The following is a 14,639-nucleotide window of genomic DNA, read 5'->3' on the forward strand; positions in this document are numbered from 1 at the left end:
ATTATTTTCCGTCCTCATCCTTGTTGGCTTCTGCCTGATCACCATCTCGACCATGCCCTCCATGGCCATGTCCAAAAAAATGCATCAAAGGACAAATCAACAGGATCAGATAGGGTAAATCAGGCGAAACATGGCTGAAATGTTCCCTGACCACGTAGAAAGCGCTGATCGCAACCAGCATGATCAGTAAGACACCCGTTTTGCTCCTCCAGAAAGACGAAGGAGCGTTTTCAACCGAATGCTGATGGTTAGTCATGATGTAGTCCCCACTGTCCTCGCAAAAGTTGCGGTGACGTCTGCGACTGAGAGTAGTCAACGCTCGCTTTGAGGCGGTGATATCGATCAAGCCACGTTTACTTCACTTCAAACTGACCAACCATTCCTGATTGGTAATGACCTGGTACGTTGCAGGCGAACTCCAGCCCAGCGCTCTTGGTGAACGTCCAAATGAGCTCTTTGGTTGCGCCAGGTTCGATCAAAACACTGTTGGGATCGTTGTGCTCCATCCCGACCATCTTCATTCCTCCCATGCTGTGTCCCATATCGTTCATGCTTTGCCCGGACCCAATAGGCGTGAGCGTGCCGTTCTGGAACATGGCTGCCATCTCTTTTTGGTGAGCAGCATGTGCAGCTGCGTTACCAATATTGAATTCATGCAGCAGCGAACCTTCGTTGCGCAGGACGAATCGAACCGTCTCTCCGGGTTTGACATTGATGTTTTTGGACGCGAAGAAAATGTCGCCCATTTTCACCTCAACGGTGCGGGTAACCTCGGCAGCGGTTCCAGGTTGACCAATGTCATCTTTGCCATGCCCCACACTAGCCATGGCTGTAGCACCGAAAAATAGAGCCATTGTCGCGATAACAGGGGTACAAAATTTAGCGTTCATAGTGACCTCAAGGATGAGCGAGAAAAACACTCGTTATGTTAAAGCGACTGAGCTGCCAGTTAACTGACCTGAGCACTACATTTCTGTCAGTTTTTAAAATAAACAACGGCGTCTAAGCGACGTCGTTTGTAATCGCAATTAATTGCGAAAAGCCTTGAAAACAGGATATTTACTGATGGTTTTCTGAAAGCATTAGTTTGTGTTCGCGTTGCATTTGGTTCAAAACGTCATCGACGATTTTGTCGTGCTTCTCCATCCAGGCGAGATGCTGTTGGGGCGACATTGATGCATCGGGATGGTCTTGATGGAGTTGGCTCATGATCTCGCCAAGCATTTTCATGTGGTCTGCCATGTGCACATGGCGTTGGCCCGCTGGGGCTTTTTCGGCTTGAATCAGAACGGTTTCCGCTTTATTACGCATGTTTTCCATGCGTTCCATCACTCGATCTCCGCCGCCCTCAGCCCAAGCCGAGGCCGAGAGCAGGATCGAGCCAACCAGAAACACGGTTTTGAGATAGCTCATGGGAAGCTCCTTGATAGGGATGGTGTCCGACTCCTGAGGATTTTTCTCTCTGGAGAGTCGGATGAGCACTTGACGGTGTTCATGGGCAAACTCTAGACAACGCTTGCTGACATCAACCTGAAGCCAGAATTACATTTCTGTCAGTTTCTGGTTGGCTGGGCTAATTCGTTGCAAACTCAGCCCCATCATCACTTCGAGAGCCACTCCTATGAGACTGCTGGTTGCGGAAGACGAACCGAAAATAGGTATCTACTTGCAACAGGGCCTTACTGAGGCTGGGTTCAACGTTGATCGTTTCACCAATGGTACTGAGGCCCTGCAACACGCCTTGAGCGAAGCGTATGACCTACTGATTCTTGACGTCATGATGCCCGGTCTGGATGGGTGGGAAGTGCTTCAGAAGGTGCGTTCGGCAGGAAAAGATGTACCGGTGTTATTTCTGACTGCGCGAGACCGTGTTGAAGATCGCGTTAAGGGGCTTGAGCTCGGAGCGGATGATTACCTGATCAAGCCCTTCGCATTTTCTGAATTGCTGGCCCGCGTCAGAACACTACTGCGTCGCGGTAATGGCGTGCCCTCGCCAACCAGTATGAAACTGGCCGACCTAGAGGTTGACCTGCTCAAACGCAGGGCCATTCGGGGGGGAAAACGCATAGACCTGACGGCCAAAGAGTTTGCGCTGCTGGAGTTGCTGCTCCGTCGCCGGGGCGAAGTGCTGCCGAAGTCGCTCATCGCCTCGCAAGTTTGGGACATGAATTTCGACAGCGATACCAACGTAATCGAGGTTGCGGTGCGCAGGCTCAGGGCGAAGATTGATGACAGCTTTGAGGTCAAGCTGATCCACACCGCACGTGGTATGGGCTACATGCTTGATGCACCGGATTCGGAATCAAAATGAACCGTCTGTCCCTGACTACACGCATGAGTCTGATGTTCATGCTTGCGGTAACAGCTGTGCTCACTGTCGCCGGAGTCAGCTTTAACCGCCTCAGCCAGCATCACTTCAAAATGTTGGATCAAGAGGCTCTAAACGAAAAACTCCACTCGACCCAGAGAATCCTGGGGGAGCTGAAGAGCATCGATCAATTCGGCGAGTTAAAGCCCGAGTTACAGGCTCTGCTCGGGGCTCACCGTAATTTGACAGCCGTCATCCTAGACGATGACGGGAGGCTACTTTTCGCTGACCCAGGGCCAGTCAATGTTCCGGAGGAGTTCCTCACGACCACCAACAATAATTTTTGGGAATGGCAGAACCAAGAGCAGATGTTCCGGGGCTTGACTGCTCAAGCGATGGTGACCGGTCGGGACAAGCCGCTGACCGTGATCTTGGTTTTTGATGTTACTGAGCACATGTTTTTCTTCGAGACGCTCCAGCGATGGTTCTGGATAGGGCTGGTGATCAGCGCGCTCGTCAGTGTGGGGCTGGGCTGGTTGGTTGCCCGCAGTGGCATGCGTCCTATTCGTCAGGTGACCATGGTCGCTGCGTCGATGTCGGCCAAATCACTTAAAGAGCGCATTCCATTAGCGTCTGTTCCAAAAGAGCTTCAACAGATGGTGTCGTCGTTCAACGCGATGTTGTCACGTCTGGATGATGCTTTTGTCCGGTTATCAAATTTCTCTGCCGACATTGCTCACGAACTGCGCACACCGGTCAGTAATCTGATGACCCATACCGAAGTGGTGCTCTCTAGAAAAAGGGATATTGAGGACTACGAAGACAATCTGTATTCGAATCTGGATGACTTGAAGCGTATGTCTCGGATGATCGACGACATGCTCTTTCTGGCTAAATCTGACAACGGCCTAATCCCCCATGAGAACAAACCGATAGACCTATTGGAGGTCGTGGAGAAGCTGCTTGAATACTACCGCCTGCTGGCAGATGAGCGCGGCATCAACCTGACGGTTTCAGGTGGAGGGAGTGTTCGGGGCGACGTACTAATGCTGCACAGAGCTATCTCGAATCTGCTTTCTAATGCGCTGCGGTACACCCCGGAGGGGAGGACCATCAATGTCGATATCCGACAGAGAAGTACCTCGACATTTGTGGTCGTGGAAAACCCAGGAGAAACCATTGCACCCGAACACCTTGAAAAGCTCTTCGATCGATTTTATCGCGCGGATCCGGCACGCCGTGAAGGGAGCCCCAGCAACGCTGGACTGGGGCTCTCAATTACGCGGTCGATCGTAGAAGCCCATGAAGGCAAGATCTGGTGCACCTCATCCAATCGAAAAACAGCCTTCCATATGGAATTTCCTAATGCCGGATCGAAATGTGCCTAGCCTCGCTCAGGCGCTGTCTTGGAGCAAAGGTCGCGGCCTTTGCTCCAAGACGGATTGACCGAAAGGCTTCAGAGAGAAAGCCAAGGTAACGCACATCGGGAAAATAAAAAGCCACGATGACAACCCTCAATTCTGGACCAGAGGGCACGCGCAAAGCTTACTGAAATGTAATCGAATGGTCGGCAGTCATGTGGCATCGTGTCCTAGCTCTATAACGCGGTCATCCTGATCCACTACCTGGGTTCAGTACGCGGCATACGCTTGGTATTCGCTTGTGGTTTTAACCGGAATTGAGAAGTAAAACCAGATCTCCCCCCACCCAACCTCGAACCAACAGCTTATGCTGTGAGGAGTCTTGCATGTCATTCTTTAAAACTACTACCGTAGTTGCTGCACTTACCGCCGGTTTGCTCGTGAGCGCTATCGCTCAGGCGCATCCAAAGCTGATGTCTTCGACCCCTGCGGACGGCTCGACGTCTGCGGCACCTTCCAAGATCGAGCTGCACTTCTCGGAGAACCTCACGACTCAGTTCTCGGGAGCGAAACTGATCATGACTGACATGCCGGGTATGCCGAATTCACCTATGGGCGTTAAGGCTGGTGTCGCAGGCGGCGACGATCCGAAAATGATGGTTATCACGCCCGCCGCTCCGCTAACCACTGGTACTTATAAGGTCGAGTGGCGTGCGGTCTCTTCCGACACTCATCCCGTCACTGGCAACTTCTCTTTTAAAGTGAAATGATCCATGAGCGACTCAATCAACATCGCCGTTCGTTTTGCTCTTTATATGGACCTCATGCTGCTGTTTGGATTGGCCATTTTTGGTTTGTACAGCCTTAGGGGAAAAGAGCGAGTGTCCGGCGCCGTCTTGAACTTTGAGTCGCTCATTTTCGGCACAGCAGTTATTGGTGTGCTTCTGTCTCTTATCTCTATGCTTTTACTTGCTAAAGCAATGAGCGGTGTTTCAGAGTTTAGTGAGCTTCATCGTCACATTTTTGAGATGGTCATCACGGGGACCGACGTCGGGCTCATGTGGATGGTCCGAATAGCTGCCCTGGTTCTAGCGGGTATCGGCTTGACGCTAAACAAACGCTTTCCGACCCTCAGCTTGTGGGTGGTTACCTTGTGCGGTGCGATCGCGCTAGCCACCCTCGCCTGGACTGGGCATGGCGCTATGGATGAAGGCGACCGGCGTTACATACATTTCGCCAGCGACATCTTCCACCTGTTCGCAGCAGGAGGCTGGCTGGGCGCTCTGGCGGCATTCGCTTTATTGCTACGTACGAAGGTACTCAATGGCGAACAAGAGGTGCGAATTCTCTCTCGAGTGCTTACTGGGTTTGAATCAGCCGGTGCATTGATTGTAGTGAGCCTAGGCATTACCGGCATAGTAAATTATCTATTCATTGTAGGCCCAACACTAAATGGTGTCGTGTTTAGCACTTATGGTGCACTGCTTTGTTTGAAAATTTTACTATTTGCAGCAATGCTTGTATTAGCCACGATGAACCGGCTCCACTTGAGTCCACTTTTAGAACGATCGATCAAAAGCGGAGAATACACTGTCGCCGTTAATTCTTTGCGACGCAGCATGGCCATAGAGTTCTCAGTAGCGATAATAATAGTGTGCCTGGTCGCCTGGCTAGGAACCTTGAGCCCAGAGATGGATATGGGCACCGTATAGAGGGCGGCCCAAATGCATTCCTACGGCGAACGACCGTAAAGGGTCGATTCTGTTGAAAAAATCGGATTTTCAGCTCGCCGGAGCTCAGGCAGGACCACCACCGGAGAACCTAATAACCACATTGAGTGGTTTCTCGGCCCTTCGTTGACCTTTGCTGCTCTGTTAATGGGTTAGTTTGAGGTTTTTACTTCGTGCAGGCGCACCTATCCCGTAGAAGGTGGCCCTTGAGATGCAAGTTTGGCCAGACGTCGCAGGTTCTGTACCGCATCCTCTCAATATTGATGGTGTTGTAAATGATTGACTGCGCCAGTTGCTCCTCGGCCTTACTGAATCTGATGCCCTCGCCGAGAATCCCTCGGGCCAGACCTGAGGCCGCTCCTCAAAGGTCGTGGCTTGAATCGATTGCTGCGGGTGAGTGCGTAGTCTTCAGGCCAAGTCAAGCGTCGATCCCCGTTATCTATCCCAAGCCCGGAATGTCAGGCATTATCGCGCCAGATCGCTTTGGCGATTTGCCAGTGGACTAGGTTAGGCGGAGGGTAAGGTGAAGGACTCATTTTCAAGGCGTCACGGTTTCTCGCAGGTCGATGAAGCCGAAATCACTGTCCGGGAAGACGCACCGCAAGCGCTGCAGGAGTATCTGATTCAATTGAGCTACGAATGTGGTCTCAAGCCATCAGACCTGCGCCAAATAATCTGCCAGACATTGAAGGTCTTGCCCGACAAACAGAACTGGAGTGAGAGGCCCAATATCCACGAGGAAAACGTTCGGCGGCTTGAGCAGTGCAAGTGGTTCAAGGTGTATGACGTCATTGAGCGGCTCGATGATTACCTCGGGAACCGTAACTATGACTCTGACGTGTACGAGCACTTCACTACTGAGCTGAACGAGTTCTTTATAGAGCACGGCATAGGGTGGAAGCTGCTGGAAGGTCGCATCGAAATCCGTGGTTCTGAATCCTTTGAGCAGGTTTTGACCTCGGCGAAAGAAACTGAGCATCAACATGGGCACGTCACGGCCAGCAAGGAATTGCACCAGGCGATTGCTGATCTCTCACGCCGACCGTCTCCAGACCCGACGGGGGCAATACAGCATGCCATGGCTTCGCTGGAGTGTGTCGCTCGGCAGGTCACTGGTGACCAACAAGCGACCCTCGGGAAGATCATGAATGATTCCCGAACTCTGATTCCAGCGCCATTGGATCAGGCTGTCATCAAAACCTGGGCGTATGCCTCGGAGTTCGGGCGGCACATCCAAGAGGGGCGCGAGCCGTCTTTCGAAGACGCAGAGCTCGTAGTTGGCCTGTGCGCCTCGGTCAGCAGCTATTTGATCAAGAAATCGAAGTGACTTAAGAGGGCTCACAAGATGATCTGGGAGAGCTGGTACTGGAAACAACCGCTGCTAGAGATGGCAGATCGTCTTGAGCACCTCAAAACGGCCAGTGCCCTGTCTGATGAAGAACTTGCCCAGGTGGAACGCAAGTGATGGAGGGAGGCGCGGAGGCGTTCGAGCGACGCTATCAACGCTTGGGGGAGAGGTCTGATTAGGACTGACCATCGGGCGAGCGTTGCTCTGGTGAATGCGATAAGGACTCGGCAATGACGAAGGGTTGGGGAATCCCATAGGACTTTGAAATAAATGTTAGGGCTATGCGTTTGCCGGCTGCCACAGTCGGTCATCATAGACAAGCCGGGTTCAGGATTCGACAACACCTCCACAGGGCAACGCCAATCATAAGGATGTTAGACGTAAACGCCATGTTCAATCTGATTCAAGAACCTATCCACATCTTCATAACCTAAACGCGTCGACAACATATCGCATGGGACTTGCCATCCTAGCCCGTAGGCCGGATCACGCAACCAGCGTTCGGCATGCTTGCGCGTTCCAAATACCCGCGTTGCTATCATCAGAACCTGCTCGGACCGCCCCACGAAGCACCTGTGAACCATGCTCCAGCACGCAATTGGGGCGCTAGGGCTTAACGCAACTATCTGCAAATCATTCATAGATTACATCTCGAAGATGTCACCGTTTAACCGCACAGCCTGCCAATCGGTTCTATTTCCCTACCTTTCTGCACGGCGATTTCGAGTAACCTCCCTCGTTTTTCAGACCTCTTCTGTAGCAGCTCTCGGGCTTCCGCTTCCATTTGAGCGGCATCATGCCATTTACGGGTTTTGATTTTGCGCCGGCCTTTCATTCCATCTTCTCAATGTCAGTAATCATTACTATCAGCAGCCGCCGAATTACGCACCGCGCACCATAGTCACACCGCACAGGATAGCTCAGCCCTTGCTGCGGCTCATGCGAATGATGGTAGGGCCGGAAGCGCCCACACCAAGACAGCTTATCGGGGTGAAGGCCCAATAATTTCCGTTCGAATTCGATCCATCATTGAGTCCAGCGTGACGGTTTCGTCCATAAAAAGGTAACACTGCGTCAAAATCGTCAAAGGATGTACACCCATGGCAGCGGCCAGCGCTTGAACCATTTCAAGCGTAGGGCCCTTTCCGCCGCCTTCCAATTGGCTCAGGTAAGTCTGGCTGCTATGCCCCGCGAAGTCTTCCTGGTTGAGATGACGAGACTTCCTCATCTGTCTCAACGCCTTACCAAATGCCTGTTTCAGCTCCATTTTTTTCATTCCCATAAAAGGAATGATGAAGCCGTCTTGAACGTCAGACATCCATTAACTATTGTTAATATTTTGGGAGTTTTTTCAATGTTCAAAACGTATAGACATGCAGAGCTCAGCCCTGCAGCCGTTTTCGGTGGTGGCGTCGCCAGCTACTGGCAGTTCGTTGAGCTGGAGGTACACCATCCCTGGTTCTACATCGAATTGGTGAGGGATTATGGCGACGACATCGTGGGCAGCATGTTGATGGTCCCAACGGTGCCGATACTTCAACAGATGCTTTCGGAGTTGGATGAACGCTCATGGTTCGGCCAAGCACACCTGATGTCTCCTGGCCATCTACGAGGAGGTGACAACTGGAAAATGGAGCCACTGATTGAGGTAGGTGTTGCTCAAGACAATAAAGGTGAGGTCGAAGGGTATCTGTTCAAGGTTGCGGGAGGAGTCAGTTACAGCACCCACCACTCACGCGATCACAGCAACCTAAAAGTGACTGAGATAATTTTCTCCGCAGATCGCGATTTGCGAGCTCATGGAGGGTGACAGTCCTTAGCAGTCGGCCACGAATCAGGAATCTCTTAGGAGAGGTCTGATTGCTATCAAGTTCGCTTGGCCGTTCTTTGCGTGGTGACTGCATTTGCTCCGCGAGGCAATCTGCGAACCATTGGAGGGACTCAAATTGCATCGCTGAGCGCAACAGGTGCAAATCGCTGACTCGAAAATACCCACGATGCCTGATCGAAGTTCTCCAGTGTCAAGGCCTTCATCATTTTGACCGGAAACCTTCACCCGAGGGCTGATCTGAATTGCACTCGTGCCATCCATAAGCATCACCGGGTTTAGACCTCTTTCCTACAGAAGCTGCTTAAGCACTGCCAAATCGATGAGAACGTAGCAAGCATATTTCTCCTGCATGAACAGCACTGTATTGGCAGGAGACATCGTGACGGTAACTGTCGGTCGACACTACGAGGTCGTTGACCAAACGACAGATGTGAAGATGGTCAACTCCAAGTCAGCTGGAATGCGAACGGCTGGTCAGTACGCGCTATTGCGCAATCATGTCTTCTTTTGAAGCTGTGAAACCGGCCGCTCCAACATTGATTGCGTTAGCCCATGCATATCGGCATTGGCTTGCCAGATCAAAAAACGGCTATGCATATCTCGAACAGCAGCTAACAGCTTCTGATTGTTCGCTGTCAGTTTCTCAATGTGCTCGTTGGCTGCCTGAATATCGCTAATCCAGCCCGGTTTCAGCTTCTGAGCCTTCAATGCCGCCTTGCAATTCTTCATCGCTAAATCCACGGCAGGTAGATTCATCAGAGACTGGCGAGCACGACTGATACCCAGTTTTTCTTTGCAGGCCTCAACGAGCAAAGGCCAGGTCAGCTTCGGCTCTGACCATTCCTCAATCAGCTTAATGATGCGTTTCTCATCCTTTGGCGTTAAATGCCCCATCGTTAACCCTCGATCTCATCAAGCAAAGCTAAGACGTCATCCAACGATGACAACGCCTCTTGCGCCTGGTTCTCTTCAATGACTTTGACCTCGATCAGCCCCGACATTGCGGCGGCATTTTTGGTCAGCGTCCAACCGTTATCGGCGTTCCACACAATGTCACCGTTTTCGAGTTCGGAGTTTTCCAGCATTTGGATTAGCGCCTCGCACTTAAAGAGCTTCTCACCCAGTTTTTTGGCCGACTCCGATGCCCCAAACACGCCACGAGACTGTGCATCCATGGCTTTATCTAGGCGGCGTTTAAGGTCGTCGCGTTCTTCCATGAGGTTGCCCAGCTTCACGTCATCCCCTTTGACGCAACCGAGCCGCCCGCAGTCCAAACAGGCACCCATTTTCGGGCAGGGCTCGGACGCGAAGTTGTGCACACAAACGCCGAGATGGGTTTGATGAATAATGCGGTCCTGCTCACCCTCGCGCAGTTCCCTCACCTCAACCAGGTTCAGCGGCTGATTGGTTTTGATCTTGTCCAGGCGCTGAGCAGCGGTGCTGTGCTTCGTTTTGGGGTGGTAAGCTGCAACCCTTTGGGTGCGATCCTCGATGGTCTCATGGTTGTAGACTGACCCCATCGTCGTGCGTCCGGAGAAGGCGTCAATTAGGAGCTGCGACAGACCGGCCTGGTGCATTGCCGTGTTCAATTCGTGCCGAAACGCGTGCGTGTTGACCTTGACACCGGGGTAGCCATGGCGCTCGAACAGACTTTTCCTTGCCGCAGTGTTCGTACTGCCTAATTGCGTCTTCATTCGGTTAGGGTTCGCCGCGATCTCTACGCCAAACCCGTGCGTCACAGCACTGCCACCTGCGTCTTCAGCCAGCGCTCCCGTGCGCACGGTGAACAAGGCATCACGAAACTTCACCCGCGCCTTGCCCTCCGTGTACGGCGTGGTGTAGGGAAAATCCTTTGGGAGATACTTCTCACGCAGCAGCACATTGAGCGTGCGCAGCGTGATCACACACCGATCGTCAAACTCAACACCCTGGACTCCTGGCTTGTCTTTCACGTATATCCGCGTCCCTTTACTGGCATCAAAACCATAGCGAATCTCGGCCAAGAGTACTCGGGCGGCGGGGCTGAGTGCTTTTTTCTGCTCCATGGGTTTTAGTAAACCCCTTTGGAATGTACTTCGCGGGTTGTGGTTCTCATGAACACTGAGTTTCAGCGCGGCACAGGCTTCGGCATAGGTGAGCGGTTCATCAGGCCCCTTGAGTGGCAGCCCTTCATGGGGCGGAAACTCATCGGGATGCTCTTCCAGCCAGGCGACGTAAGCCCGCGCCTCATCGGTGATCGGTTTCAGTAAGGTGATGACCCGCTCGACGACCGGCTCCATCTCGGGCTTGATGACTGGCTTCAGCGTGACCTGGTTTGTCTTTTCCGCGTACCAGCGCAGGAACATGCGCCGGTTGCCGTGGGTATCCTCTTTGAACACGCGACAATCCAATTCAACATCCGCCAACTCACCCACGCGACTCGGGGCGCTCAGCAACAGCGCACAGGCGGTTGTCACAATGATATCCAGAGGGCGGGTCAATTCGTTAGTGAACACTTCCCCGAGCGCTTTGATCGCTTCGGGGTTGGGCAGTTTCTGTTCCCGATCCGCTTTTTGCTGCTTGAGCGTGCCACGCGGTTTCAACGTCAGCGGAGAGGTCCACCGAAAATCGGTCTTGAGCAGTTTTTTGGCCTGCATAAGGGTGATGAGGGCCTCAAGCGCCTTGCTGTTAGCGTATGCGTTGTTGCCTTTTGTCCAGTGACGACTCAGGTGCTCGCACGCTCTATTGCAGACAGCGGCGGACACCTGCGTCACATCCCGCGTGCCGGTCAGCTCGACCAACGCGGCTTCCAGCACCTTCAGGGCACTCAGCCAGTCTCTAATTACCTTTTTCTGCAAATACACCCGTCGGTACACCATGATGGCCTTGGCAAACTCCGTGAAGGGTGCCTGTATCGCCCTTGGGGCTGCCTTGGTCGATCCCAACGCTGTGAAGCTACAGCTTTGGACGCCATGGCTGTGCCAACTGCCGTCCTCCCAGCAAATACTCGAGTGCACGCGACTGGGAATGCCTTTGGGCAGGGTCTGTTTTGCCCATTCGATAAACGCCGCGAGCTGAGTCTCCGCAGCAAGTTGGCTCCTGGGCTTGAAATCAAGAATGTTGTTCGTCGGTTCAGAATCAAACGCATCGGTCATTCGCCTTTCCTCCCTGATTGGCGCGTGGCCTCACAATCCAGAATCACCTTGCGGCACGCCAGAATGGCCCGATCCCAGAGCACGCCGGTCGTTTTATCCGTGGCAATGGTTTGCGCTCGCCGACGTTCCAATCGCTCAAGGACCGCGCGGTGATTGGCGTACAGAAGGGGTTGGAATTTTCCGCATGCGTAACAGGTAAAGGGCGCATCGAGATGGCAGGCGGCAGTGGCACCGCACACTGCCAGATCCTCGATTTGTCGATCCGCTCGGTCCCCGTTTTTTGCTGAGGTGCGATCCGTGACGATCATCCCGGTGAACGCATTCACAACCAAGGCCAGATGGTCGCTCATCTTCGCGTCGATCAAGGCCAGCAGCTCCGGCGACACCTGGCGGTACTTTCGCACTGTCCGAGTATTGTTGTGCATCAATGCGCTGGCCATCGTCCACTCATCCACCCCGGCATTGGACAGGTCCGTGCCGAGGGTGTGCCTGAGCCGGTGCCCCCGCGTCACTTTCAGCGGCTGATGGGTGCGAGGCGAAATCGGAAAGCCCTCCATCCGCTCGATGCGATCAAGCCATGCCTGAACCGTGCCTGCTCCAACATGAAAGATTGGCTGCGCCGCCTCTTCGAGCGCTTTTTGCAGGGGGCTATCGAGTAAAACGGGGGGATTCACCCGATCCGGAAGTTTTGCTTCATCATCCAGCTTCCGACGAAAGAGCGGCAAATTCTCAATGGCTGCATCCCAGTCGGTGCGGACTGGATAGGTTTGCCAGAGTTGCGCCAGAACCATGGCCTTGTAGGCCTGCACGGTGTTGTACAGGTCCTCATCCAGACTGAAGGTTTCGGACTTTGCTCGCCAACCCGCCTCGCCGTCTTTTTGCTTTGCCCAATGAAACCTGACCTTGCAGCCCTGATCGGTCTTCGTGAAATCACCAAAAACCATCATGCGCACCTGAGCGCCACGCTGCCCGTAAATCATCAACAGACGCAGATACAGGTATTGCTCGGGATCTAGCTGACCGTGACAGAACTGCTCATGTATCCATTGGTGTAGCGCGTCCTGCTCCACTTGGGTGAGCGGGCCCTGTTCGGGGTCCAGGCTGAGGATCACATCGTGGCTGGATCTCTTTTTTCTGGGCAGTGCCTGGTAGGCCTCGATCAGGGATTGCGGCGGACGTTGTTCGAGGGATTCGCAGGCGCTCCAAAATGCCATGAAAGCGGCGAGCTGACTGAACTCGCTGACGTTAAAGCGCTCCCGCAGAGCGATCAGGTGATCGTCGTTGAGCGGGTCAAGACCGGCCTGAGCAGCCCGCGACAACACACTGGCGACTTTAGCAACCGAGCTCGTTGCATGATCAGCCATTCGATAGGCCAGGGCAGCGTGAAACCAGGGATGCCAATCCGGCGAGACGCAAGCAAGGGCCGCTTTCCAGTTGACTGGGCTTCTGGCCGATTTATCGGGTTTCCACATGGGGTGAGTCGGTATGAACACCTCCCCACATTTCGCCAAGCGAGGCGTGCTCAGCCATGCATCGAGGCTGTCCTTCGTGGGGGCCTGAAGTGCTTCGACGGCAATGTTCACTCTGAACCTCCTTGTGTCGTGCCGGCCTTCTGACGGATGGCCTTAAACCGCTCGGCCCGTTTCTGTATCGCTTTGTCTGCCTCTTCCTTCCAGAATTTCGCGCCGTAGCGGCCTGGCATGTCCGATCCGGGACTCCAGCCGAACATCCATGTGAGGGTCTTTTGAACTTGCGTGGTGCGATCCTCTGGCGTGAGCGCTGCCAGTTCCTCACGCATGCTTTCCAGCATCGTGTAGACCGCGTCATGTCTCAGAATATGTGGGTGCACATGAGCCAGTTCCGGCGCTATTTCTCGGACCCTGGATAGAACGCCATCGATTGCTTTGATGGTCAGAGGGCCACCCTCATTTCGCTTGTGCGCCACCAGCAAAAACGGATGCTTTCTCGCTTGCGATGTGCCGCTACGGGGCTTTCTGTGGCGATAATTCGATTCGTACTCAGTGATCGCGTCATACAGGTCATCGGTCATCACCAGCATGCGCTCGTGGGTTTTGAATTGCGGGGCCATGGTTCGTGGATCGAGGCTCTCATCCTCCAGGTTGACCACCGCTAGTTGACGACTGTGCCAGTGAATATCGCTGGTCTTGATCAGCAGCATCTCGGAGCGTCGCAGCCCCATGTCGAGACCCAACAGCAAAATGATGTAGTTACGCAGCCTGATGGCTTTATCTGGAAAGGGGTTCTCGGCGCTATCCGGATGCATGATTTCCAGCAGTCGAGTTCGCTCCTGGCTTGTCAGCCCCTTCATCTCATCGACTCGCGTATTTTTCCACGCAGGGCTGGCCGCTTTGATCTTGCGGTTGATGCGCTTCTTCAGATCGTCAACCGCCGCATATCTCGTTGAGTGATCACCCAATTTGTCATAGAGGAAGGCGACATAGTCGCGTACCGCCTCGATTCGCTGCTGCGCATGAACTTTGCCAACGGATTTGTAGGCAGTCGGATGCAAACGCATCCCTGCATACTTCATGGCCAAGGTTTCCTTGCGAAACCCCGCGTCCGACACAAATCTAGAAAGCTCACTGTCTGTCAGGTATTGGCTGTGAGGGTGCTGTTCGAGGCGAGAAATCAGATCAATGGAGGAAAAGGACAGAAACTGCTCAAGCACAATCAGATGCTCAAGGTACTTCTTTGTTGTTTCCAGTGCTCTGCCGGAGTGCTCCATGGTGATGTAAAGATTGGGGTAGTAAACCGGGATGCAGTCTTGCACCAGCAGCTTTCTACGAGCACCATTCACAATCTGCTCTATGACCTGGAAATCCATGTTGCTTCCTCATAAAACATAACTTTTCTAAGTATAGTCAGGAACAGGGTAAGGTCAATGCAAAACCTAACGTTTTGCTTTC

At 53.2% G+C, this 14,639-nt stretch carries 15 protein-coding genes; 6 read left to right on the plus strand and 9 right to left on the minus strand.

Annotated features, from left to right (window positions below; all coding sequences use genetic code 11):
• Position 1: 1 nt before the first annotated feature.
• From BLU25_RS18535 to BLU25_RS18545, 3 genes are all read right to left on the minus strand, one after another.
• On the minus strand, positions 2-256 hold the full coding sequence (locus BLU25_RS18535) for a DUF2933 domain-containing protein (protein ID WP_029611223.1): 255 nt from the start codon (positions 254-256) through the stop codon (positions 2-4).
• A 97-nt stretch (positions 257-353) separates the two neighbouring features.
• A complete protein-coding gene (locus BLU25_RS18540) occupies positions 354-890 on the minus strand; it encodes a cupredoxin domain-containing protein (protein WP_016779390.1) in 537 nt (178 codons plus the stop codon).
• A gap of 169 nt (positions 891-1,059) precedes the next feature.
• Complete coding sequence (locus BLU25_RS18545; protein ID WP_029611224.1) at positions 1,060-1,413, minus strand: co-regulatory protein PtrA N-terminal domain-containing protein; 354 nt, start codon at positions 1,411-1,413, stop codon at positions 1,060-1,062.
• Between the two features lie 208 nt (positions 1,414-1,621).
• On the opposite strand from BLU25_RS18545, the gene BLU25_RS18550 reads away from it, so the two are divergent.
• From BLU25_RS18550 to BLU25_RS18570, 5 genes are all read left to right on the plus strand, one after another.
• Positions 1,622-2,311, plus strand: coding sequence for a heavy metal response regulator transcription factor (locus BLU25_RS18550; protein WP_016779392.1), 690 nt, complete (start codon positions 1,622-1,624; stop codon positions 2,309-2,311).
• The gene (locus tag BLU25_RS18555) at positions 2,308-3,696 is read left to right on the plus strand and encodes a heavy metal sensor histidine kinase (protein ID WP_016779393.1); all 1,389 of its coding nucleotides are present in this window, start codon (positions 2,308-2,310) and stop codon (positions 3,694-3,696) included. The genes BLU25_RS18550 and BLU25_RS18555 overlap by 4 nt, the downstream gene beginning before the upstream one ends.
• Positions 3,697-4,055: 359 nt before the next feature.
• Positions 4,056-4,439, plus strand: coding sequence for a copper homeostasis periplasmic binding protein CopC (gene copC / locus BLU25_RS18560; protein ID WP_016779394.1), 384 nt, complete (start codon positions 4,056-4,058; stop codon positions 4,437-4,439).
• Positions 4,440-4,442: 3 nt separating this feature from the next.
• Complete coding sequence (gene copD, locus BLU25_RS18565; protein ID WP_016779395.1) at positions 4,443-5,381, plus strand: copper homeostasis membrane protein CopD; 939 nt, start codon at positions 4,443-4,445, stop codon at positions 5,379-5,381.
• A 541-nt stretch (positions 5,382-5,922) separates the two neighbouring features.
• A complete protein-coding gene (locus BLU25_RS18570; RefSeq protein ID WP_016779396.1) occupies positions 5,923-6,726 on the plus strand; it encodes an AbiJ-NTD4 domain-containing protein in 804 nt (267 codons plus the stop codon).
• A gap of 395 nt (positions 6,727-7,121) precedes the next feature.
• On the opposite strand, the gene BLU25_RS24000 is transcribed toward BLU25_RS18570, so the two are convergent.
• Together BLU25_RS24000 and BLU25_RS18580 are read right to left on the minus strand one after the other, a co-directional pair.
• Entirely contained in the window at positions 7,122-7,388 is a 267-nt protein-coding gene (locus BLU25_RS24000) for an MbcA/ParS/Xre antitoxin family protein (protein ID WP_081481014.1), read from the minus strand.
• Positions 7,389-7,729: 341 nt separating this feature from the next.
• Entirely contained in the window at positions 7,730-8,065 is a 336-nt protein-coding gene (locus tag BLU25_RS18580; protein WP_016779399.1) for a helix-turn-helix domain-containing protein, read from the minus strand.
• On the opposite strand from BLU25_RS18580, the gene BLU25_RS18585 reads away from it, so the two are divergent.
• Entirely contained in the window at positions 8,051-8,557 is a 507-nt protein-coding gene (locus tag BLU25_RS18585; RefSeq protein ID WP_228795879.1) for a hypothetical protein, read from the plus strand. The genes BLU25_RS18580 and BLU25_RS18585 overlap by 15 nt on opposite strands.
• 516 nt (positions 8,558-9,073) lie before the next feature.
• Here BLU25_RS18585 and BLU25_RS18590 read toward each other — a convergent pair.
• The 4 genes from BLU25_RS18590 to BLU25_RS18605 are packed head-to-tail and all read right to left on the minus strand — an operon-like array spanning position 9,074 to position 14,557.
• Positions 9,074-9,472: a hypothetical protein gene (locus BLU25_RS18590; protein ID WP_016779401.1), complete on the minus strand. Its 399-nt coding sequence runs from the start codon at positions 9,470-9,472 to the stop codon at positions 9,074-9,076.
• A 2-nt stretch (positions 9,473-9,474) separates the two neighbouring features.
• Complete coding sequence (locus BLU25_RS18595) at positions 9,475-11,712, minus strand: hypothetical protein (protein WP_016779402.1); 2,238 nt, start codon at positions 11,710-11,712, stop codon at positions 9,475-9,477.
• Positions 11,709-13,295, minus strand: coding sequence for a tyrosine-type recombinase/integrase (locus BLU25_RS18600; RefSeq protein ID WP_016779403.1), 1,587 nt, complete (start codon positions 13,293-13,295; stop codon positions 11,709-11,711). The genes BLU25_RS18595 and BLU25_RS18600 overlap by 4 nt, the downstream gene beginning before the upstream one ends.
• Complete coding sequence (locus BLU25_RS18605; protein ID WP_016779404.1) at positions 13,292-14,557, minus strand: site-specific integrase; 1,266 nt, start codon at positions 14,555-14,557, stop codon at positions 13,292-13,294. The genes BLU25_RS18600 and BLU25_RS18605 overlap by 4 nt, the downstream gene beginning before the upstream one ends.
• Positions 14,558-14,639: the final 82 nt, after the last annotated feature.

This window comes from Pseudomonas fragi (assembly GCF_900105835.1).
Taxonomy (GTDB): Bacteria; Pseudomonadota; Gammaproteobacteria; order Pseudomonadales; family Pseudomonadaceae; genus Aquipseudomonas; species Aquipseudomonas fragi.

Bases quoted from the DNA above. Each gene is read 5' to 3' on its own strand.
- copC (WP_016779394.1), top strand. From the start codon at position 4,056: ATGTCATTCTTTAAAACTACTACCGTAGTTGCTGCACTTACCGCCGGT.
- copD (WP_016779395.1), top strand. From the start codon at position 4,443: ATGAGCGACTCAATCAACATCGCCGTTCGTTTTGCTCTTTATATGGAC.
- BLU25_RS18535 (WP_029611223.1), bottom strand. From the start codon at position 256: ATGACTAACCATCAGCATTCGGTTGAAAACGCTCCTTCGTCTTTCTGG.
- BLU25_RS18550 (WP_016779392.1), top strand. From the start codon at position 1,622: ATGAGACTGCTGGTTGCGGAAGACGAACCGAAAATAGGTATCTACTTG.
- BLU25_RS18545 (WP_029611224.1), bottom strand. From the start codon at position 1,413: ATGAGCTATCTCAAAACCGTGTTTCTGGTTGGCTCGATCCTGCTCTCG.
- BLU25_RS24000 (WP_081481014.1), bottom strand. From the start codon at position 7,388: ATGAATGATTTGCAGATAGTTGCGTTAAGCCCTAGCGCCCCAATTGCG.
- BLU25_RS18590 (WP_016779401.1), bottom strand. From the start codon at position 9,472: ATGGGGCATTTAACGCCAAAGGATGAGAAACGCATCATTAAGCTGATT.
- BLU25_RS18605 (WP_016779404.1), bottom strand. From the start codon at position 14,557: ATGGATTTCCAGGTCATAGAGCAGATTGTGAATGGTGCTCGTAGAAAG.
- BLU25_RS18555 (WP_016779393.1), top strand. From the start codon at position 2,308: ATGAACCGTCTGTCCCTGACTACACGCATGAGTCTGATGTTCATGCTT.
- BLU25_RS18580 (WP_016779399.1), bottom strand. From the start codon at position 8,065: ATGTCTGACGTTCAAGACGGCTTCATCATTCCTTTTATGGGAATGAAA.
- BLU25_RS18540 (WP_016779390.1), bottom strand. From the start codon at position 890: ATGAACGCTAAATTTTGTACCCCTGTTATCGCGACAATGGCTCTATTT.
- BLU25_RS18595 (WP_016779402.1), bottom strand. From the start codon at position 11,712: ATGACCGATGCGTTTGATTCTGAACCGACGAACAACATTCTTGATTTC.